This window comes from Sphingobacterium sp. B29 (assembly GCF_001952815.1).
Lineage (GTDB): Bacteria > Bacteroidota > Bacteroidia > Sphingobacteriales > Sphingobacteriaceae > Sphingobacterium > Sphingobacterium siyangense.
In genome coordinates this window covers 3,854,976-3,877,503 of record NZ_CP019158.1, presented here as the reverse complement: position 1 = coordinate 3,877,503, position 22,528 = coordinate 3,854,976, and the positions used below count along the sequence as shown (strand labels likewise).

13 protein-coding genes and 1 tRNA gene are annotated in these 22,528 nt (G+C 39.2%); 7 read left to right on the top strand and 7 right to left on the bottom strand.

The features are described 5' to 3' along the window. Nucleotides 1-382 precede the first annotated feature (382 nt). The gene (locus BV902_RS16405; RefSeq protein ID WP_075992857.1) at nt 383-2,755 is read right to left on the bottom strand and encodes a hypothetical protein; all 2,373 of its coding nucleotides are present in this window, start codon (nt 2,753-2,755) and stop codon (nt 383-385) included. A 99-nt stretch (nt 2,756-2,854) separates the two neighbouring features. Then, nucleotides 2,855-3,664: an SH3 domain-containing protein gene (locus BV902_RS16400; RefSeq protein ID WP_075992856.1), complete on the bottom strand. Its 810-nt coding sequence runs from the start codon at nt 3,662-3,664 to the stop codon at nt 2,855-2,857. 280 nt (nt 3,665-3,944) lie between these two features. Here BV902_RS16400 and BV902_RS16395 point away from each other — a divergent pair, with 280 nt between their 5' ends. Together BV902_RS16395 and BV902_RS16390 are read left to right on the top strand one after the other, a co-directional pair. Continuing rightward, the gene (locus BV902_RS16395) at nt 3,945-4,757 is read left to right on the top strand and encodes a helix-turn-helix domain-containing protein (RefSeq protein ID WP_237241690.1); all 813 of its coding nucleotides are present in this window, start codon (nt 3,945-3,947) and stop codon (nt 4,755-4,757) included. Nucleotides 4,758-4,868: 111 nt separating this feature from the next. Next, complete coding sequence (locus BV902_RS16390) at nt 4,869-6,653, top strand: DUF885 domain-containing protein (protein ID WP_075994831.1); 1,785 nt, start codon at nt 4,869-4,871, stop codon at nt 6,651-6,653. A gap of 1,957 nt (nt 6,654-8,610) precedes the next feature. Here the strand turns inward: BV902_RS16390 and BV902_RS16380 are convergent. From BV902_RS16380 to BV902_RS16375, 3 genes are all read right to left on the bottom strand, one after another. Continuing rightward, nucleotides 8,611-8,700 (bottom strand) — tRNA-Ser (locus BV902_RS16380). A gap of 127 nt (nt 8,701-8,827) precedes the next feature. Next, nucleotides 8,828-9,445, bottom strand: a complete 618-nt coding sequence (locus BV902_RS28140; protein ID WP_237241688.1) for an HDIG domain-containing metalloprotein — start codon at nt 9,443-9,445, stop codon at nt 8,828-8,830. Next, the gene (locus BV902_RS16375) at nt 9,433-10,944 is read right to left on the bottom strand and encodes a hypothetical protein (protein ID WP_237241686.1); all 1,512 of its coding nucleotides are present in this window, start codon (nt 10,942-10,944) and stop codon (nt 9,433-9,435) included. Before BV902_RS16375 ends, BV902_RS28140 begins: the two co-directional genes overlap by 13 nt. A gap of 148 nt (nt 10,945-11,092) precedes the next feature. Between BV902_RS16375 and rpe the strand changes: the two genes are divergently transcribed. The 4 genes from rpe to BV902_RS16355 all read left to right on the top strand — a co-directional run bounded on the left by rpe (nt 11,093) and on the right by BV902_RS16355 (nt 18,256). Next, a complete protein-coding gene (gene rpe / locus BV902_RS16370; RefSeq protein ID WP_075992854.1) occupies nt 11,093-11,773 on the top strand; it encodes a ribulose-phosphate 3-epimerase in 681 nt (226 codons plus the stop codon). A 358-nt stretch (nt 11,774-12,131) separates the two neighbouring features. Further along, a complete protein-coding gene (locus tag BV902_RS16365) occupies nt 12,132-14,894 on the top strand; it encodes a bifunctional aconitate hydratase 2/2-methylisocitrate dehydratase (protein ID WP_075992853.1) in 2,763 nt (920 codons plus the stop codon). A 50-nt stretch (nt 14,895-14,944) separates the two neighbouring features. Next, nucleotides 14,945-17,209, top strand: coding sequence for an aconitate hydratase (locus BV902_RS16360; RefSeq protein ID WP_075992852.1), 2,265 nt, complete (start codon nt 14,945-14,947; stop codon nt 17,207-17,209). A gap of 174 nt (nt 17,210-17,383) precedes the next feature. Continuing rightward, a complete protein-coding gene (locus tag BV902_RS16355) occupies nt 17,384-18,256 on the top strand; it encodes a hypothetical protein (RefSeq protein ID WP_046672928.1) in 873 nt (290 codons plus the stop codon). 93 nt (nt 18,257-18,349) lie between these two features. Here the strand turns inward: BV902_RS16355 and BV902_RS16350 are convergent, their stop codons facing one another. Next, nucleotides 18,350-19,186 (bottom strand): MBL fold metallo-hydrolase, encoded by an 837-nt coding sequence (locus tag BV902_RS16350; protein ID WP_075992851.1) that lies wholly within the window; start codon nt 19,184-19,186, stop codon nt 18,350-18,352. A gap of 473 nt (nt 19,187-19,659) precedes the next feature. Here BV902_RS16350 and pckA point away from each other — a divergent pair, with 473 nt between their 5' ends. Then, the gene (gene pckA, locus BV902_RS16345; RefSeq protein ID WP_075994830.1) at nt 19,660-21,279 is read left to right on the top strand and encodes a phosphoenolpyruvate carboxykinase (ATP); all 1,620 of its coding nucleotides are present in this window, start codon (nt 19,660-19,662) and stop codon (nt 21,277-21,279) included. A gap of 82 nt (nt 21,280-21,361) precedes the next feature. Here the strand turns inward: pckA and ppk2 are convergent, their stop codons facing one another. Next, nucleotides 21,362-22,171 (bottom strand): polyphosphate kinase 2, encoded by an 810-nt coding sequence (gene ppk2, locus BV902_RS16340; RefSeq protein ID WP_075992850.1) that lies wholly within the window; start codon nt 22,169-22,171, stop codon nt 21,362-21,364. Between the last annotated feature and the right edge of the window lie 357 nt (nt 22,172-22,528).

The following is a 22,528-nucleotide window of genomic DNA, read 5'->3' as shown; positions in this document are numbered from 1 at the left end:
GACAATTGCAATTTTTACATGGTTTGTGATGTTTACAGAAAGCCTTTTTTTGGAAAGATTTAAATTTTGAACAACAATGGTTCTTTTTGTCAGTGGTAGTATTACCTTGTGTGTGACTACTGTGTGCATTCATTTTATGGCAGGCGAAAGCGTCGGGTGCACTTAAAAGGAAACCGAAGGTTAAAAATAGTAGTATAAGTCGCTTAAGTACCATATCAGCTCAAATATAGTTGTTTTGGGTAGAATTTGCTTCCACTTTTAACTTTTTTTTGGCATTATGGACTTTTTTTATACGCTCCATGTTATTTGAGTTTGGGAGGACCAGATAACATGGAGCGACGTTTGGAATTCTTTTTTCGGAAAGCAAAGAAATACTTAAAACTTAAAACCAGAAAAAAAAGCCGGGCTTTTTCCAGGTACGTTTATATTCATCAGCTAAAGGAGAATGATCCGAATAGGCGAGCACTTCATCAAGCAAATTGTGTGCTTTTTTCAGATTCCCTGTTTTATAGTTTGCATATGCCTCTGCTAATTTAACCGATTCGACATCATCGTCGTAGCCCCAATCACATTGCTGATAAATACCGTTGAAAACACTGACGTATTTATTTACTTCATCTATATCTCCGTTTTCGGCCAAAAGTTCAATTCCAAATTTTAACCAAAGGACATAATCATTAGGCTCCATGACAGACTGTACCCAGTTGTCATACGTTTGGAATGTTTCTATACCTGCGCTAAATTCCGTAAGATAGTAATGGCTTTTAACAATGAGATAGAGCGTCTTTGCTTTATCGAAATTATCGATGATAAATTCCCGTTTATTTTTAAGGTATTTCTGTGCAGCGAGGTTCATGGACTTGTAATTGCTCTTTTCATTATATAGCTGCATCAACACATATTGAGGCTGTGCTTCATGTGGGTACCGTTGTGCCATATTTTCGTAATAGGAGACACGTTGCTCAAAATTATCCGGCTCGATTATCTGATAGATAATATGTTCGATCCCATTCTTTGATGCCTCAAAATCACGATACTGGTAGTCGTCTAAATTGGGATGATCAATATAGAATTTGTAAATAAACTCGAGGAGCTGTTGGGCCCGGGATTGAATATTCGCTGATCGACCTAGCTGGTATTCAACATCGATTTGATGCATAAGCATGCGGTAACAGGGAGGAAATACAACAGACTCCATATCTTCAGCTTCTTCATCTTCTTCGGAGGTAAATGCTTGCTGCTCCAGGGTGGCTTCCAGCGAGATCTGATAGGTGTCAAAGTATTGTTGAAGTACCTCCTCCAGACGTGCGTAATCTTCCAATGCTGACAAGGCATCGGCTCGGGTGAAATGAAGTTCTTCAAAGTCGGAATAGCTTAATCCTTCGGTGGCGATAGCATAACAGATTTCCAGTTCTCCTGCTGCCTTATACGCTAACGCTAGATTATTACAATTCATAGCTCTGTTGTGGGAGCCCCCAAAGTAGTCACTTTCATATTTATTCTGTTCAAAATACTCGTTGAAAGCGTCGTAGGCTTGACGATAAAGTTCGAGGACGAGCAATTGTAGTGCAGATTGATCAACTGTGGTTAAGTTGTCCTGAGCGTGAATAAAATCAGATAGCGTGACAGCTTCATTATAACATTCACGGGGAAGGTCATGGAAAGTAGGAACCTGATCGTAAACTGTTCCATTAGCTTTAAAGGTGCATTCAACTAGGCGTCGCCAGGATGTTGCATTCCATTTTCGTTCACCTACCATTGTTAGATGCGGAATAGCCGCGGCATACTGCCCCTCGTCATAGAGATAGGCTGCCGCAAAATGGTAACCGACATAAGAATCAGGATAGGCATCGACCAATTTGAGTGCATGGAGATAATAATAGTCAAGCGGGATTCCGATTTCTTCTGAGTAATTGCGCTCAATGATAAGCTGATAGTAGAAGACCTCAGGGTGCTCATACCCCTCGGCAATCAATTCCTCAAAACGAGTATGCCATTTGACCAACTCCTGATGGATATGCAGGGCTGAGTTTTCCCCTTTGATAAGCTTAAGTAAAATTTGCAGTGCTAGGTCGATTGCTTTATTTTCGTAAGCAATTTCAGCGAGATCCACATAATTCATTTCATTGCTGCTGATGAAATGCTTAAAATCAGCTTCCATTAAAGCTAAAATATTAGACTCATTGATCTGTTTGGTACGGTCAAGCAGGTATATTTTCTTTATCCAAAAGATGGAAAAATTATGATCCAAGGTTTCCCGTTCATCCTTGAATGTTTCTTTAACGAAATCAATGCTCGCCTCCAAAACTGGAAGCATCGCTGTATCGTCCTGGAGCCCTTCGTAGATATTGGTTAAATAGTTGTGCCCATATCCGGACATATTTGGGGAAGCGATTAGTTTTTTTGCGTATTCGATGAATAGACCTTTATTGCCTTCAGTAATATGAAATTTTGGACGACCAATTTGTGCTAATGTCGCTTGATTGTCCAAAACATAATTCAGTATATGATATAGGGTCGTTTCATTATCAGGTTCGATGGCCAATGCTTTTTGAAAATAGGGGATCATTTTTTCCTGAATAACATCGAAAATAGCTTCGTGGCCTTCATAGAATGCCTGATCATGATAGGCGATGGCTAGGTGTGTCCAAAGCGTAACATCTTGATCGTTTTGTCGCAGTTGGTTTTCTCCTTCAATGATAAATAAGTCTAGTTGTCCGCTGTAGAACAAATCATATATATTCTTTTCTTCCATTTATTAATTTTTATATGTATCCAGTATGTTAAAATCTGTGGAAAATACTATTTAGCCGTTGAAAGCTTTTCAAAGCTATTACCGTTCCATAGAAATTCTTCACTTTTTTTTTGTGATCTTGAAATTCGGATTTTCTGCATCGTCGTCAATAGCTTCTCCCTCTTCGATGTATTTATAGATAATCTGATTATTTTTTCCGTGTTCGGAAGGGAAAAGAATCTTTTCATCGTAATAGAACACACCAGCATCACTAACAGAATACCTGCTGGGAAGATCTACAAGTCGTTGTCCTGTCCAGGCCACATAGTTGTACTCAGAAGGTATACCACAGGCTTCCCCCAGAAATTCGATGCGTATGATTTGTTTGACATTTTGCAGCCCCATGGCCGGCAGCAATTTACTCTGAGAGAAGGTTTGTTCTGAATAGGCGAAAGGGAAGGTGTGTTCAGCTAGAAAATTTCCTTTTGCGTCGAGAAGTTTTACCACTGTTGAAAAATGATCCTGTTCCTGTTCGTTGATACTTTTGGTAAAACGTTCAAAACCGTAAATATATTGCGAGCCGTCCGAAGCGGTTTGTTTTCCGAGCGCTAATAATCCGAGCCAAATAAATCCACTTTTTTTGATACTGCCTTCGAAATAGCTTATTTGGTGCCAAGGTGCATAAAAATTTTTCAGCGTATTTCCTTTGAAAGGCGCGCTGGTGATCGTAACGACATTTCCTACCGATAAAGAATCTACGATTGCTGCCTTAAGACTAGGTTGAGCACGCACATAAGCTTTTGTGGCAAAAACAGTTGCCGACTGACCCTTTTGTATGTTCCATAGGTTGAAATTATCGTCAAATTTTAAGTTTTCCTGCGCCTTTGAACAAAATGGTCCGATGACAAAGATGATTAAATAGCATCCCATTAGTTTTCTCATTTTTCACTCTCCTTTCCTGCAAAAATAGACGAATTGGTCCATAACCCTTATCACTGGTTTCAGGTATTTTTTGTGGAGTGTCCCGAACGAAGAAATAGCTTGCGAGGAAGTTGTAAAATAAAAAGGCTGGACTTTCGTTCGAGAGAAAGTATGTTGGAATCTTTAGATAAGTGATAGGGCTAGTCGGGTCGATCTTTTTAGCACATGAATTTTAATTATATTTATCATTGCGGAAATATGAAATTACATTTAAAATAGGGGGAAAGCTGTGGAAAATGAAAACAATAAGCTGCTCGTATTAGAAGCTGGTAAGTATATTGGGAACGAAGTTAGCCAAAGTTCTTTTGCTGGTATCATTACTTCTGATATTTATTACGAGGCTGGTATTATCTCTGATTGGCATTGTCATCAGAATCCACATTTTTCACATATTTTGAATGGTGGAAGTGTTGAAATCAGGCAGAATGAGAAAAATCGGCAGCAACAGGGTACTTCTCTATATTACTATCCCGGTATTATCCACCAGAATATTGGTTATATAAAAGGGACAAGAATCTTTAATCTTGAATTTACCGAAGATTTTCTAACTAAATATGATTTAAATATACCAGATGAATCCTGTATGTTTTCGAATGGTATTCAATGGGGCACAAGCGGTTTAGTAAAGATAATGGGGGAACATTATTTAGACGACCAACAAAGTTTATTGGCAATGGAGCAACTTTCCGTCCTGCTTTTGACATGTACCACTCCCATTAAGCGTATAGGGCCAGCGTGGATTTTCCGTATCAAAGATTTTTTGTATGATCATTGGGATATTCCATTATCGTTAAGTTATATTTCTGAAGAAATGAATTTGCATCCGGTTACAATCTCTCGATATTTTCCTCAATATTTTGGTTGTACAATTGGAGATTATCTTCGGCGGATTAAAATTGAAAAGGCATTACCCATGATCAGATTAAAGAAGCTATCACTCACAGAAATAGCATTCAATTGTGGCTTTGCTGATCAGGCTCATTTTATTAAAACCTACAAAAGGTTTATGGGGATCACGCCGAGTCAGTATCAACGGATGTAGAAAAAAAAGTTGAGGCTAATTGGGTACAATTTTGTCTAGCGCGTTGATTTTAACTTTGATCATAAGGAAAATGGTCCAGATGGATTATTTATGATTAAAGCTTTAATTCCAATGAAAAAGAAAATTTTAACAACTGTATTGTTGCTCTCCTCTATCTTGTACTCGAGAAAATCTATGGGACAGCATTTAAGTGCTTTACATAGGCTATTTGAAAAATACTATGAAAAAGAGTGCTATTTCAATCCGCTCCAAGCAACAGCGGATGGTATTCATGTCTACGATGACTTGCTTCAGAACGAGGGTTCTTTTGATTTTTTAGTCGCTAAGAAAAATTTCTATCAGTCATGTTTAAACGAATTACAGCAATTCGATAGGCAAAACTTGACAGAGGCAGATCGTATTTCCTATGATGTATTGGATTATACGTTAAAAACGGGTTTAGAGGGGCTCTCTATGCATTTTGAATATATTCCTTTTAATCAGTTTACAGCTTCGGTTCCAACAGACCTTGCACTATTTGGTTCGACCAATGGTCCCCAGCCATTTCATACCATTGAAGATTATACAAATTGGTCTAAAAGGATGATCTCTTTTAAGGCCTGGGCAGATACTGCTATCGCAAATTTCGAGAAAGGGAAGAAAGCGGGAGTTGTTCTACCAAGGTCTCTGGTTGGCCGTATGATTCCACAATTGATCGCGCTCGGCGAAAGAGATACTTTAAAAAGTGTTTTTTACAGGCCATTGCAACAATTTCCGGAAAACTTTTCCCATGAGGAAAGGAAAAAATTGACAATGCTATACAACGAGGTTATTCCTAATTATGTCTTGAATTCCTATGCGAAGTTAGCAAGTTATTTACAATACGATTATATGCCTTTTGCATCTTTACAATCGGGCTTGAATAGTCTTCCTGACGGGGATAAAATGTACCAGTACTACATCAAGTTATATACGACCAGCTCTACACTTAGTCCCGACCAGATTTATCAGATCGGGCTTAAAGAGGTGGACCGTATAACCCATGAAATGGAACAAAATATGGTTCTCAATGGCTTTAAAGGCTCTTTAAAAGATTATTTTAGATTTTTGCGCACAGATCAAAGGTTTAGGCCATTTAAAACCCCAGAACAGGTGCTAGACGCCTATCAAAAAATATATAATAAAATTCAGCCTCATTTAAAAGATATGTTTTTAGTGGAGCCCAAAACGAAATTTGTTATAAAACGCGTAGATCCTTACCAAGAGGCGTCACAAGGAGGTCCTTATTATATTAAAGGAAACTTAAAAGAAAAGAGAGCTGGCATTTTTTTCGTTCCGATACCTGACCCGACTAAGATAAATACAGTTTTTTATGGCCTAGAATGCACATTTATACATGAGGCAATACCTGGGCATCACTATCAGATTGCATTACAGCAGGAGTATAGCGAACTTCCTACTTTCCAACAACAAAATGCCCTATATGCTTACATGGAAGGTTGGGCACTGTATTGCGAATCCTTGGGTGAACAATTGGGATGCTATACAGATCCATATCAAAAGATGGGTGCGCTAAATAATGAGATCCACCGTGCAATACGTTTAGTAATTGATGTTGGTATTCATACCGGAAGGCTGACTGAACAACAGGCAATTGTATATATGATGGATCATGAATCAATAAGCGAAAATATCGCAAAGGCAGAAGTTGAAAGATATATGGCTTGGCCAGGACAAGCACTTTCTTATAAAATCGGGGAGCTAAAAATCAAAGAATTGAGAAAAAAATACCAAAACTTACAGGGCGAGAAATTTAGTTTTCAGGCTTTTCATGCCGCAGTGTTAAAATATGGTTGTTTGCCATTGGATGTTCTTGAAAATTTCCTGGATGACTGGAATGCTAAAATTTCCAATTAAAATTTGGAATATTATCTGGTTTGATCTTCTCATTGGTCCACAAACAACATTTTATGACCTTAGGCATGTCGCTGTTATTAGGGATTAAAAGAGCTATTTGGCCAACAAGTATATCAGTGGGAAGAGTGCTGCACTACTAATCTATTTTTTGTGAATAGGGGCCTGTTTTAATGTAATCATTTCTTCTTGGTAGTAGGTGAAATGAAAAATCGTTTATAAAATTCATCTATATGCTTTATCAAATCATTCATTTTGCTGCTTACGTTTTGAGAATCGATAAATTCAATGTTATTTTAATTCGATATTATTTTCTGTTGAGGGAGAATGGATAAATTTTCTCACACATATGGGACAGGTTCCCTAGAATCATATGGATGGCGTTCTGATCATGTCAAAGATGTTGATGGCGTCATTTGTTGCAAATAATTGGATAGGATGAAAAACAAAAATTATGATATAGAGCATTTCGAATATTTTCAGGAATTGAGGGCGACAAAAGAAGAGATTCTATATTTCAAGACTGAGCGGCAGATGTTTAGAAATGAGCCTATCGGACTTGATTTTTTTTTCGTTTTTGTTGTTTGAAAGAGGTGGTGGCACGCATACTATCGATGGGGTTGCCTATGAAATAAACGGTAAGCAGTTACACATAGTCTTTCCTGGCCAGCTTCATCACTGGGATATTTGGGCAGGCACGAAATCACATACCGTATTTGTTTCCGGGCGACTTTTTAAGCATTTGAGAATTTCTTTATTTATCCGATTGAATATTGTAAAAAGAATCCTGTGATGAACCTTTCGACTCGGATTTTTCAAGTGATGTTGAGAGAGTTTAGGGGAATTGATCGAGAGCTTGCGTTCAAGCAGGGGATGAAGTTGATTATTTTTTCAAATTTAGGATTATAGCATTAATGTTCAACCGAGAAGTTTTTGGGAAATTAAAACGTAAGAAAAAAAGGTAAACTTGAACGATCAAGTATTTTTATCCGTGTGTCCACAGCACGATTGAAATCAATATCCCATTGGGTTCCCCAATGAGGCTGGGAAACTAGGATAGGTGAATGTATCAGATCGACGAGATTTGTAATTGCGCTATTGCCGGATTTTATGGTATAGATGATATGTCCGGGGTATGCGCCGCTGTTGATTCTGTATGAACGCAGGAAAATAGTTGGTCGCCCGGTTCAAACAGCTGCAATTTAACCTTAATACCTAGAAGTGTTTTTCGTATTAAATCGATGCTAGATTGAGCAATTTCAGGATTTTCGCTCTTCGAAAAATCAAGACGATCTTATATCCAAATTTCAAATTCGGGTTTGATCATTTTAATTTAAGATGCAAATTCCTAATAGAAGCAGCAGCTGTTGGTGTATATGTAATTAATTGTAATAATAAGAATGCCGTATCTTACTACTATTTCCAATATAATAAGATCTCCCTGCGCAGTAAGGCAGTCTGCCTTCCAGAAAACAGTTTCATGAACACCATTTTTGATGACTCATAATTGCCTGATTAGGTTGGTAGCTAATCAAGAACAAAAATAAAACGGAAACATTCTAATACCAAGCGGTAGGTAATAACAATATTCAATCAATCTTTAGACAGTGATTAGTCACTGCTTATACAGTCTATACTGAGTGATCACTGAACAAACACTGAACAAGCACTGAACAAGCACTGTAGAAAGAGATAATCTGACCACCACCTGATCTTCGTTTGCTGCTACCCAAAAAGTGTACGAGAGAATAAGCTGCGCTTGTGTAAAAAATAAAAATCGCTGTCGTCATTGAGGGGGACAAACTGCAACGCAACGATGGTGATAATCTGATCAGCAAGCGAAAATAACGCAAGTGGCTTTTACAATGAATTTAATACGAGTGTAGATATACTTTAAGTGCTGCCCCTGCTCCAAAAACAAAAAAAAGGCTTTCTGATTTCTCAGAAAGCCTTTTTGTCTTGGCGGAAGAGGCGGGATTCGAACCCGCGGTACCGTTTCCAGTACGACAGTTTAGCAAACTGTTCCTTTCGGCCACTCAGGCACCCTTCCTCGTTTTGACATTGCAAACATAAGGCAATTATTTGATTCTGCAAAGTCTAAATATTAAAAAAAATGCAAAAAAAATGTAATGTTGCAATAAGCGTTTGAAATTCAATTTGTTGTTTGACAATTAAAATTACATTGTTTTTTTGCTTAAATCATAATCTACCCGAACATGGTAGATACTTTTGAGCATTGCCTTAAAAATAACTGCAGATTCGGTGATATCTTTTAGCGTAATGTTACTATTATTGAACTGCCCCCGCATCAATTTATGTTCGATAATTTTATCGACAAGGTTATTGATAGATTCTTCAGATGGTTCTTTTAATGCACGGGATGCGGCTTCGACCGAATCCGCCATCATAAGTACAGCTGTTTCCTTGGAAAAAGGAATAGGTCCGGGGTAGGTAAATAAAGACTCGTCAACCAGTTTATCGGGGTTGTTCTTGACAAAAACGTTATAAAAATAGTCAACACGCGTTGTTCCGTGGTGTGTGCGGATAAAATCCAGGATCACGTCAGGCAATTGATGTTTTTTGGCGATATCGACGCCTTTGATGACATGTGATATAATAATCTGCGCACTTTGTTCCGGTGAAAGCTCATCATGCGGGTTTTTTTCTGTCTTCTGATTCTCGATGAAAAACTGGGGATTTGTCAATTTCCCGATGTCGTGGTACAGGGCTCCGGCGCGGACCAACAGCGGATTCCCGCCAATTTTGTAGATAGCGGCTTCCGCTAGATTAGCCACCTGTAAGGAGTGTTGAAATGTTCCCGGAGCTTTAAAAGAGAGCTCCCGCAATAACTTGGAGTTACTATTGGTAAGCTCATGAGTGTTAGATCAGATACAATACCAAATAACTTTTCGAATGCATAGATCATTGGATAAGCCAACAAGGTAATCATGACACTTACGAAAAAGGGAAGGAGGTCGGACCAGTAAATGGTGTCTATAGATCCATTTCTCGTGACGACCAAGCCAATGTAAGCAATCCAATAGGTACCGAGGATAATAGCAGAGGAAATGAACAGCTGCTCTCGTTTGACCAATGTTTTAATACTATATATCGCAACTATCCCCGCCATAAATTGTAAAAAGACAAACTCAAAACTATTCGGTACAAAAAGACCTGCTAGCAGAACCATCAACAGATGGATATTGAGTGCTACACGCGTATCAAAAAGGATACGAATAATAATGGGGACGGCGCAAAATGGGATGTAATAGAGATTAGGGATTTTGATTTTGATCGCCCAAGATAGGACAGCGAGCATACCAATGATCACAATCATGATAATGACCAGCAACCTATTGTTAAAATAGATGTCCTTACGGAAAAGAAAAAGGAATACCATCAAAATAGACAGGGCAAGCGAGATAATCAGAAATTGCCCAAGGGTCACATAGTTTTGATTTCCGCTGATCTTGCCTTCATCTTCATATACCTTACGAAGCGACTCGAGTTTCTGGTACGTCTCATTGGATATGATTTTCTCCTTTTCAGCGATCAGTTCTCCCTTTTGGACCACACCGCGCGTAGCCGATATGTTTGCAATGGCATTTTGTTCTAAAGCTTCTGTTTGTTGATCGTTGTAGATGTAGTTAATGGTAATGTAATTTTTTAAAGTTTCCTCCAGCCAGCTCTTTTGCTTTATCTTGGTCAATTTGGGCATAATTTCATCCATATAACCATAAGAGCTTTCGATGGTGTAACAGTCGGCCGTGTTTTTTTGGCTGGCAACTTTGTCCTGGATCAGTGTAAAGTTGTAATGCTTGGAAGCTGGAGATTTGTCATTGCTGCGGTTCTGAAACCGATTGTTCAATGACAGAATGCCTTTGCCATAGAGATGGCTTAAGATGGCATTACCGGCATTTCTATAATCTACTATATTTTCATGCGTTGTATCCAATTTGCTGCTTTGCCACTTTTCGGCAAGATCCGTGTTGAACTGATCAATTTGCTCTTTGCTTGTTGTCGTATTGGCATTATAAATCGGTTGAATCGTGTTTAAGATACTTTTCTTGTCCGCATTCAATTCCTCCTGCGTTTTTAATATGGCAAAATTATAGGGTGATATCAGATTCTCATGATTCCATACTTTTCCCTTTTGGAATTCATAGCGAAAACGAGGCTGTTTGGGAAGGAATATACAGATCAGAATAATGGTGATAAGTATTAATCCAATTTTTCGGACGAGGTTCTCCGTTGTATTTAATTCTCTTCTGTATTTTATTTTTAGTCTTCCCACGGTGAGCTGTATTTTATTGTCATGTTAATATACAAATGTAATTATAATTATTTTCTGCAGCTTCAGCCAATTGTCGTTTAGAGGTATTAAATCGGGTAAACGCTGTGATGAACCAAAAATACTTGTTATCTTTGCAAAAAAATACAACATGTCAACAAAATCACATCTAATTGCACCATCCGTTCTTGCTGCAGACTTTGCAAAATTATACGATGATATCATCATGGTAAACAACAGTGAGGCAGATTGGTTTCATATTGATATTATGGATGGTGTTTTCGTTCCAAATATCTCTTTTGGATTTCCAGTTATGCAGGCTATTGCAAAACATGCTGCTAAACCTTTGGATGTACATTTGATGATTGTTGATCCAGACCGTTATCTGCAGGTATGTAAAGACTCGGGTGCAGCAATCATTACCGTGCATTACGAGGCCTGTACACATTTGCATCGTACACTGGCTGCTATTAAAGAATTGGGCTGTAAAGCAGGCGTTGCATTGAATCCACATACGCCAGTAGCACTTTTAAAAGATGTTCTTGCGGATCTGGACTTGGTTTGTATCATGTCGGTTAACCCAGGTTTCGGCGGTCAGAAATTTATTCCAAATACCTATGCCAAGGTACAGGAACTAAGGGTCATGGCACAGGGAGTGAATGATGGTCTGATGATTGAAATCGATGGGGGAGTAACGACTGCGAATGCAGCACAGTTATTGAAAGCCGGAGCAGATGTGCTGGTGGCAGGTTCATTTGTATTCAACGCGACAGATCCTCTGGAAACCGTGAAAGCATTAAAAGACATTGATATAACTGTAGAAAGTATATAAAACGAAAAGGTGATTTAATAATTTAAATCACCTTTTTTTTGAAAGAAATAAATACAATATAGCGGATTTCAAAAAAAGATGGCAGGATTGCATAAATGCTGTTTAGAACAATTCCAAATTGATTTAAATAAATGGAATGCATGCGTTTAAAGTTGGATTTTCACTATTTTTGTAATTAGTCATACAAGTTGATTTACGACAAATAGATCAGCTTCAAAACATGAAGTGGAAGGGCTAATTTGTGATTTGTCAGGGAGGACCCGATAGATGGCGTATTAGCTTAATTATATTACAGACATGGTAGCATAGAAAGACAATGTGTTTTTAGGCTGCCCATAAAATAGAAAGATAGATATCTATGAGTATTTACAACGATTACGTACAAGAGGTTGTAGAACGAGAAGGCCAAGGATTACATCCTAAGCCTATTGACGGAGCAGAATTACTAAGTGAGGTAATTGCTCAGATTAAAGATTTAAACAATGAAAATAGAGCTGAATCTTTAAGATTGTTTATTTACAACACGTTGCCGGGTACTACGCCTGCAGCGGGTGTTAAAGCGCAATTTCTGAAGGAAATTGTTTTGGGTGAATCAGTTGTTGCTGAAATTACACCTGATTTCGCTTTTGAATTGTTGTCACATATGAAGGGTGGTCCTTCAATCAAGGTTTTATTGGACCTGGCTTTGGGTACAGACCTAGCTATTGCAAAACAGGCAGCTGAGGTTCTTAAAACACAAGTTTTCCTATATGACGCGGATACCGCTCGTTTGAAAGAAGCTTTTGAACAAGGCAATGAGGTTGCAAAAGATATTTTAGAAAGCTACGCAAAAGCAGAGTTTTTTACAAAACTGCCTGAGGTTGCTGAGGAAATTCAGGTGATTACTTTTATCGCTGGTGAGGGTGATATCTCGACAGATTTATTGTCGCCAGGTAACCAGGCGCACTCGCGTTCAGATCGTGAACTACATGGAAAATGTATGATCACACCTGAAGCACAGCAACAGATCGTTGCCTTACAGGCGCAACACCCTGGTAAAAGTGTCATGTTAATTGCTGAGAAAGGAACAATGGGTGTGGGGTCATCTCGTATGTCGGGTGTCAACAACGTTGCATTATGGACGGGTAAACAAGCGAGTCCTTATGTTCCTTTTGTGAACATCGCACCAATTGTAGGCGGTACAAATGGTATCTCACCTATTTTCTTGACCACAGTGGATGTGACCGGAGGTATCGGTATAGACCTTAAAAACTGGGTGAAGAAAGTGGATGAAAATGGCAACGTAATCCGTAACGAGAAAAATGAGCCAATCCTTGAAGAAGCTTATTCTGTCGCTACAGGTACTGTCTTAACGATCAATACCAAGACTAAAAAATTATATAATGGCGAGCAGGAGCTGATCGATATTTCCAAAGCTTTGACTCCACAAAAAATGGAATTTATCAAAGCGGGTGGTTCTTATGCTATTGTCTTTGGTAAAAAAATCCAAACTTTTGCAGCGGAAACGTTAGGCATTCAAGCGCCGACAGTGTTTGCTCCATCAAAAGAAATCACGATTGAAGGACAAGGGTTGACTGCTGTAGAGAAAATTTTTAATAAAAATGCGGTTGGTGTAGCTCCAGGTAAAGTGTTACATGCCGGTTCTGACGTTCGCGTTAAAGTAAATATTGTTGGTTCTCAGGATACAACAGGTTTGATGACAGCGCAAGAGCTTGAAGCAATGGCTGCGACTGTAATTGCACCTACTGTAGACGGCGCTTATCAATCGGGCTGTCATACGGCATCGGTTTGGGATAAAAAAGCACAAGCGAATATTCCAAAACTGATGAAATTTATGAATGACTTTGGATTGATCACAGCACGTGACCCTCAAGGTGTATATCATTCGATGACAGACGTTATTCATAAGGTATTAAATGATATTACAATTGATGAGTGGGCAATCATTATCGGAGGCGACTCGCATACCCGTATGTCTAAAGGCGTTGCTTTTGGTGCTGACTCTGGTACGGTTGCACTAGCTTTAGCGACAGGTGAAGCTTCTATGCCAATCCCTGAATCGGTAAAAGTTACGTTTAAAGGCAGTATGAAAGAACACATGGATTTCCGTGATGTGGTTCATGCTACACAAGCACAGATGCTGCAGCAATTTGCTGGCGAGAACGTTTTCCAAGGCAGAATTATTGAAGTTCATATCGGAACGCTTTTGGCCGATCAGGCATTTACTTTTACTGACTGGACAGCAGAAATGAAGGCGAAAGCTTCTATTTGTATTTCGCAGGATAATACGTTGATCGAATCATTGGAGATCGCTAAAAACCGTATCCAGATTATGATCGATAAAGGCATGGAAAACAAAAACAATGTTTTGCAAGGCTTAATTGACAAGGCGAATAAACGTATTGAGGAAATTAAATCTGGCGCTAAGCCTGCTTTAACTCCAGATACCAATGCAAAATATTATGCTGAGGTTGTTATTGATCTGGATATCATCGAAGAACCAATGATTGCTGACCCGGATGTGAATAATGCAGATGTTTCCAAACGTTATACACACGATACAATTCGCGACCTTTCGTACTACGGTGGCAACAAAAAGGTAGACTTAGGTTTCGTCGGTTCTTGTATGGTTCACAAAGACGATTTGAAAATCGTATCGAAGATGTTGAAAAACATCGAACAGCAAAAAGGTGTTGTTACGTTTGAAGCTCCTTTGGTCGTTGCAGCGCCAACGTACAATATCATTGATGAGCTGAAAGCTGAAGGCGATTGGGAATTCTTACAAAAATACTCTGGATTTGAATTTAGCGATGCTTTACCAAAAAGTACTGCACGTACTGAATACGAGAATATTATGTACTTGGAACGCCCTGGTTGTAACCTTTGTATGGGTAACCAGGAAAAAGCAGCTAAAGGTGACACGGTAATGGCTACTTCAACACGCTTATTCCAAGGACGTGTGGTTGAAGACAGGGATGGTAAAAAAGGGGAGTCTTTATTAGCATCAACTCCAGTTGTTGTTCTTTCAGCAATCTTGGGCCGTATTCCGAATATCGAAGAATATAAAGCTGCTGTGGAAGGCATTAACTTAACAAAGTTTGCGCCTATTCCAACAAAATAATGAGTGATTAGGGTTTAGTAACTTAATTAAACAACATAAATTAGAGAGATATGGCTTTTGATATAGATATGATTAAAAAGGTCTATAGCCAATATGACGAGCGCATTGCTGCGGCTCGTCAAGTGGTTAACAAACCTTTGACTTTATCTGAGAAAATTTTGTATGCCCACCTTTGGGATGGCAATGCTACTGAAGATTACAAACGTGGCGTTTCTTACGTCGACTTTGCTCCAGATCGCGTTGCTATGCAGGATGCAACTGCACAGATGGCATTATTGCAATTTATGCAAGCTGGTCGTCCAAAGGTAGCAGTTCCTTCTACTGTACACTGTGATCACTTGATTCAGGCGAAAGAAGGAGCAGACAAAGATTTAGCACGAGCTAAAAACGAAAGCTCTGAAGTATTTAACTTTTTGAGTTCTGTGTCCAATAAGTATGGTATCGGTTTCTGGAAACCCGGAGCAGGTATTATTCACCAGGTTGTTTTGGAAAACTATGCTTTTCCAGGCGGTATGATGATCGGAACAGACTCGCATACGGTGAACGCCGGCGGTTTAGGTATGGTTGCGATCGGTGTGGGTGGAGCTGATGCTTGTGATGTTATGGCAGGTTTGCCTTGGGAGCTTAAATTTCCTAAGCTGATCGGTGTAAAATTGACGGGTAAGCTCAGCGGATGGGCTGCAGCAAAAGACGTGATCTTGAAAGTTGCAGGTATCTTGACTGTAAAAGGCGGGACAGGTGCTATCGTTGAGTATTTTGGCGAAGGTGCGGAGTCTTTATCTTGTACAGGAAAAGGAACAATCTGTAACATGGGCGCTGAAATTGGTGCGACAACCTCAACTTTTGGGTACGACGAATCCATGGAGCGTTATTTACGTGCTACCGGTCGTGCCGAAGTGGCGGATGCGGCAAATGTGATTAAAGAGCACTTGACAGCGGATGCCGAAGTTTATGCTAATCCTGAGCAGTATTTTGATCAGTTAATAGAAATCAATCTATCTGAGCTGGAGCCTTCTCTAAATGGTCCTTTTACGCCAGATTTGTATACACCAGTTTCACGCATGCGCGAAGAAGCTGAAAAGAATGGCTGGCCATTGCAAGTGGAATGGGGATTGATCGGTTCGTGTACAAACTCTTCTTATGAAGATTTATCCCGTGCTGCCTCCATTGCAAAACAAGCAGTTGATAAAGGATTGATTACAAAAGCTGAATTTGGTATTAATCCAGGGTCAGAGCAAGTACGTTTTACGGCTGATCGTGATGGATTGCTGAAAACTTTTGAAGACCTCAATGCGACAATTTTTACCAATGCATGTGGTCCTTGTATCGGTATGTGGGATCGTGTAGGTGCCGATAAACAAGAGAAAAATACAATCGTTCATTCTTTCAATCGTAACTTTGCAAAACGTGCAGATGGCAATCCAAATACTTATGCATTTGTTGCATCGCCAGAATTGGTAGCTGCAATCGCGATTTCCGGTGATTTGGGTTTCAATCCGGTAACTGATACCTTGATAAACAATAAAGGTGAACAAGTGAAGCTAGATCCGCCTGTAGGGGATGAGTTGCCAACGAAAGGCTTTGCGGTAGATGATCCTGGATATCAAGCACCTGCGGCTGATGGTAGTTCGGTGGTGGTTGATGTAGCTCCTACTTCTGATCGTCTTCAACTGTTGGAGCCTTTTGCGCCATGGGAAGGTACGGATTTGAAAGGGTTGAAATTATTGATTAAGGCAAAAGGTAAATGTACTACTGACCATATTTCAATGGCTGGTCCTTGGTTAAAATACCGTGGTCACTTAGATAATATTTCAAACAATATGTTGATTGGCGCTTTGAATTTCTTCAATGAGAAGACTGATAGCGTTAAAAATCAACTCACAGGCGAATATGGTCCTGTTCCTGCAACACAGCGGGACTATAAAGCACACGGTATTGGTTCAATTGTAGTCGGTGATGAAAACTACGGTGAAGGTTCTTCCCGCGAGCATGCTGCGATGGAACCTCGTCATTTGGGTGTTCGTGCTGTTTTAGTTAAATCTTTCGCACGTATTCACGAAACGAACTTGAAAAAACAAGGTATGTTGGGATTAACTTTTGCAAACAAAGACGATTATAACAAGATTCAGGAAAATGATACCATTGATATTCTCGGCTTGACAACATTTGCACCAGGTAAACCTTTAACACTTGTATTACATCATGCAGACGGAACGCAAGAAGAGATTTTGGCGAACCATACCTACAATGCGCAACAAATTGAATGGTTTAAAGCTGGTGGGGCTTTGAATATCATTCGTAAAAATCAAGGGTAACAATTCCTTGGAAATAAAATAAATGAAAAGCTGCTTTCCTGGAAGGCAGCTTTTTTTGTTTCTGGCGTGGAATGACATTTCTGTGATCTTCGTCATATTTTTCCAATTTCCATTGATTTTATTTGCTTATAAAATAGAATGCGGGTACTTTTGCCCAACGTTTTTAGCACCGATATGAGAAAAATATTTTTAACGATTGGAGCACTTGCATTAAGTGTTTCTGCCTTATTTGCCCAAGAAAATCCTGAGATAGGAAAAAGCATTTTCAAACCGAAAAATTTGAGAACAGAAAGTAACAAGGGCAAATTCTTCTTCTTTTGGGGGTACAACTTCTCTTCTTACGCAAAATCAGATATTCATTTTACGGGTCCTAATTATGACTTTATACTCCATGATGTAAAAGCGGGTGATAGGCCAACTAAATTTGGTTCGACGTATTTTGATCCAAGCCGGTTAACTATTCCACAATTTAATCTGCACTTTGGTTATTATATCAAAGATAATTATTCAATTTCATTGGGATGGGATCATATGAAATATGTGGTCGATATTCCGCAGCAGGTGAAAATTTCCGGTTTTATCGGTGAAGAAATTTCTAATCCTGGTATCCCGACGGGAAACCGCGCCGGTCAATATAACGGTGAATTGATTACTGTAGACTCTGCTATGCTGACATTTGAGCATACAGATGGTTATAACTTTGCCTCAGTAGGTCTGGAGCGTTATGATGACATCATCAATAATCGCAAAGGTCAACAGGTGCTGACAATGGAATCTGGTGTGGATGTAGGTCTATTGATTCCTCGTTCCGACGTGCATCTTTTTGGCGAAGGGGCCAACCACTTTTGGAACATTGCGGGTTATGGTGCTTCGGCAAAAGTTGGTTTGCACTACCGTTTTTATAAAGGACTCTATCTTCAGGGGAACTTCAAAACGGGCTGGACTGATTTAACAAACATTCGTACAACAGGAAGAAGAGGGGTAGATAAAGCATCCCAACAAATATGGTTTTTTGAGAATTATTGGGCTTTGGGCTTTAGATTCTAAACATATTCATGAAACAAAAAAAGGCTACTTTCAAAGTAGCCTTTTTTGTTTATCCTTTTTCATATCCTATTTGATCTTCTTTAAAAAGACCAGCTAAATCTCGCCTAGTTTGAAAATATCCTTTACCCGGATACCTTTTTCAGTACGTTGAAGTGTACAGCATTCATGTATGGGATCGTGTTCGAAAAATAAGATGTATTCATTATCGACGATCTCATTCCAATAGCTGTTGCGTTCCTCCATGGTCACGAGGGGTCTGACATCATAACCCATAACATAAGGAATGGGAATATGTCCCACCGAAGGCAATAGATCCGCCATATAGAGGATTGTTTTGCCCTTATACTGTATCTGTGGCAACATCATAGCTTCTGTATGGCCGTGTGCATAACGGATAGCGATATTGTTTCCAAAAGGATTCTGATGATCTTCGACAAATTTTAATTGTCCGCTCTCCTGTATCGGTAAAATGTTCTCTTTTAAGAAAGAAGCTTTTTCGCGCGGGTTAGGATCGGTCGCCCAAGACCAATGGTCACTATTGCTCCAAAAATGAGCATTTTTAAAAGCCGGAACCAGCTGTTCACCTTCGCGCACTATAGCGCCGCCGCAATGGTCAAAGTGTAGGTGTGTAAGGATGACATCGGTGATATCGCTTCTGTCAAATCCAATATTTTTTAATGATTTATCCAGCGTTGCATCGCCGTGAAGATAATAATAGCTGAAGAATTTTTCATTTTGTTTGTCTCCCAGTCCTGTATCGACCAGCATTAATCGATTACTGTCCTCGATGAGGAGCAGGCGGTTTCCCCAGGTACACATATTGTTTGAGTCGGCCGGGTTTGTTTTGTTCCAGATACTCTTTGGAACAACACCAAACATTGCACCGCCATCGAGTTTAAAAAATCCCGTTTCTATAGCATGTAATTTCATTCGCAGATTATGTGTCGTTTAATGGTTATATAGCATATCCAGTTTATTTTAAGCACAAGCAACTATTTGTCAGATAGCATGAAAGCCACCCTGTGCTCTTCCGTGTTCGTGCTACAATTGTAGCTATTTCATCTCTTTATCTTTACTCATGTTAGTCCGTCGGCCTGGACATTGCTGCCACTTTCAAGGATCAATGGCTGATGGACGTTACATCTTCTGTTTTTTTACTTTATTAATATTTGTAAAGGTTGGAACAATTTACGAAAAATATGTGATATTTTTTGATAGTGATAAATTGATGTGCTAAAAAAATATGCTAAAAAGTTTAATTTTTTTTACTAGCGTAAGTTGTTGTTAATGAGTTGTTTGTTTTTGTGTTTTTTGTACAATAAGCTTGATTTTTAGATAATTAAGTTTTGTTTTTAGCGAAAAATGCCTTTAAATTTGGGCACATTTTAAAACAAACAAAAAATATGAAAAAGGGTAACATTGGAAACGCGCCTGATTTGAAATATTTAAAAATTGATAGTACAAAAAATGTATTTTATCAATTGCCTGTTTCTGAATTGGTCGAACATGCCTTAGCAAATCACGAAGGTCGGCTTTCTGATACGGGGGCACTCGCTGCTGATACGGGAAAATTTACTGGGAGATCGCCAAAAGATCGGTTTCTGGTCGAAGATTCTTTAACAAAAGATAGCGTTTGGTGGGGAGAGATCAATCAACGGATGTCTCCGGCTAATTTTGAAGCACTATTTTCGAAAGTAGCTGCTCACTTAAGTGATAAAATCATCTATGTAAGAGATTGTGCTGCCGGGGCTGATCCAGCTTATCAAATAGATTTGCGTGTTGTTACGGAGACAGCTTATCAAAGTATATTTGCCAATAACCTGTTTCTGCGTCCGGAACCAAATTTGGATGCTCAGCCTGCTTGGTCGATTTTAGCTGCCCCGACGCTGCTTATCGAAGAGCCGCATCAATATGGCATTATCAACGAAAATTTTGTTGCGATTGATTTTACAAAAAAGATAGTACTGATTGCAGGGACCGGTTATACAGGGGAGATTAAAAAGAGTATTTTTTCAATATTGAACTTTATTTTGCCATTCCAGCATAATGTGCTTTCTATGCACTGTTCGGCGAATACTTCGAAAGAAGGGGAGACTGCTTTGTTTTTTGGACTTTCGGGTACAGGGAAGACGACCTTGTCAGCTGATAGAAATAGAAAGTTGATCGGTGATGACGAGCATGGATGGAGCGAAAAGGGAATATTCAATTTCGAAGGTGGCTGCTATGCCAAATGTGTAGGTTTATCGGAGGACAAAGAGCCTGAGATTTTTCACGCAATTCGTTTTGGGTCTCTGCTTGAAAATGTTGTTTTGGATGAATTTGATCGACCTGATTACAACGATATTAGCAAGACGGAAAATACCCGCGTATCCTATCCAATAGATTTCATGGAAAATGCCGAAATGAGCGGTATTGGTCGTGAACCTGAAAATATTTTTTTCCTAACGGCAGATGCTTTTGGTGTACTTCCTCCCATTTCATTGTTGACCATCGATCAGGCAGTATATCATTTCGTTAGTGGTTATACAGCAAAGGTCGCGGGTACAGAGGTAGGGGTAAAGGAGCCTACAGCAGCATTTTCAACCTGTTTTGGACAGGCATTTTTGCCGCTTCATCCTTCAAAATATGCGGCTTTGCTGCGTTCAAAACTAGAGCAAAATCGCAATATCAAAGTTTGGTTAGTGAACACGGGCTGGATTGCCGGTCCTTACGGAATAGGCAGACGTATTAAGCTAAATTATACGCGATCGCTAATTCGAGCAGCAATAGATGGTTCACTGCTGGAGTCTCACTTCAACAAGCACAATATTTTTGGACTGGAGTATCCAACGAGCTGTGGAGAGCACGTTCCTGCACAAATTTTAGATGCGCGAGGCTTATGGAACAATGACGAGGCTTATGACATGCAGGCAAAACGCCTGGCGAAGCTGTTTATTTCGAATTTTGAAAAATTCAATAATGAGATGCCACCCTCGGTGCACGCAGCAGGACCTAAAATAGAAACTACGGTTCTGGTGTCCTAATTCGTTCTGCCATTATAACAAACAGGAGGAAATACTTTTCCTCCTGTTTGTTATAATTGTACCTTTCCTAATCGACGGACCTTTAATCGTGTTTTGTGACGAAAGAATCTATTTTTTCCTGTTCACTTCCAACAAGAGCATTGATAATAAGTTTGAAGGACGCCAGGCGAGCCTTTTTCTTATTATCTTTCGCGATTTCTAGCCAAGGCGATTTTTTTGTACTTGTCTTTTTAAATAAATCCTCAATATAGCCCGTATATACATCCCATTTCTCCTGTGCCTGCTGGTCTAGCACACCGATTTTCCATTGTTTTAGGATATCTTCTTTTCGCTCTTTTAACCTTTCGGCTTGCTCTTCTTTGCTGACGTTCAGGAATAATTTGATAAGGATGATGCCATCGTCGATTAACTGCTTCTCAAATTCAGGGACCTGGTTCATAAACAGCTCATGTTGCTCCTTGGAGCAAAATCCAAATACAGGTTCAACAACAGCTCTGTTATACCAGCTACGGTCAAAAATCACAATTTCGCCGGCATTAGGGAGCTGTTTGATATATCGTTGAAAATACCATTGCCCGGCTTCCTCTTCGGTTGGTTTGGGCAATGCAACAACGCGTACCTTTTTGGGATTTAGATATTGGGTTATGCGGCCTATTGTACCACCTTTACCCGCAGCGTCCCTACCTTCAAAAATAATAAGGACCCGTTTTCCTTTTTCAATGATTTCATATTGAAGCTTTAAGAGCTTGACTTGAAGCTCGTAAAGTTCTTTCTCATAATCGTAAACATCATTGAATTTTTTTATTTCCAGAATGCCATGTTGTTCCAGATAGTTTAAAACATCTTTGTTTTCGTGGATCTTCTGAAGTTCATTTAAATCGTACTCTGCCATATGATATTTATTTATATGTTCGTTTTCCTAAAGTTACTTATTGAATTGTTAAAAAATGTCAAATTTCACATAAATCCGTAAGAGCTGCGTAATAATAAGCTTATGGTTTACGTTTAATATTCAAAACAGCGAAAGAGGCTGTTTGTATAAATTAGACTTTTCATAAATTTAGGTTAATAATTGGTTAGGTTAGCTCGGAGTTCCCCACTTCGAGCTTTTTTTGTGAACAGGATCGGAGGATCCCTGACAAGAACACGAAAAATTATGGTTTTTGCCACGCTCAAATAGAGTTTAATATTAATCTCTTCTAAACGTTAAAAAATGTTAAATGACTATTCTTGTTATAATGAATTCAAA

Excerpts from the sequence above, each read along its gene's own strand:
- BV902_RS16390 (WP_075994831.1), top strand. The coding sequence starts at position 4,869 with ATGAAAAAGAAAATTTTAACAACTGTATTGTTGCTCTCCTCTATCTTG.
- BV902_RS16350 (WP_075992851.1), bottom strand. The coding sequence starts at position 19,186 with ATGAAATTACATGCTATAGAAACGGGATTTTTTAAACTCGATGGCGGT.
- BV902_RS16355 (WP_046672928.1), top strand. The coding sequence starts at position 17,384 with ATGAGAAAAATATTTTTAACGATTGGAGCACTTGCATTAAGTGTTTCT.
- BV902_RS16360 (WP_075992852.1), top strand. The coding sequence starts at position 14,945 with ATGGCTTTTGATATAGATATGATTAAAAAGGTCTATAGCCAATATGAC.
- BV902_RS16365 (WP_075992853.1), top strand. The coding sequence starts at position 12,132 with ATGAGTATTTACAACGATTACGTACAAGAGGTTGTAGAACGAGAAGGC.
- pckA (WP_075994830.1), top strand. The coding sequence starts at position 19,660 with ATGAAAAAGGGTAACATTGGAAACGCGCCTGATTTGAAATATTTAAAA.
- BV902_RS16400 (WP_075992856.1), bottom strand. The coding sequence starts at position 3,664 with ATGGGATGCTATTTAATCATCTTTGTCATCGGACCATTTTGTTCAAAG.
- ppk2 (WP_075992850.1), bottom strand. The coding sequence starts at position 22,171 with ATGGCAGAGTACGATTTAAATGAACTTCAGAAGATCCACGAAAACAAA.
- rpe (WP_075992854.1), top strand. The coding sequence starts at position 11,093 with ATGTCAACAAAATCACATCTAATTGCACCATCCGTTCTTGCTGCAGAC.
- BV902_RS16405 (WP_075992857.1), bottom strand. The coding sequence starts at position 2,755 with ATGGAAGAAAAGAATATATATGATTTGTTCTACAGCGGACAACTAGAC.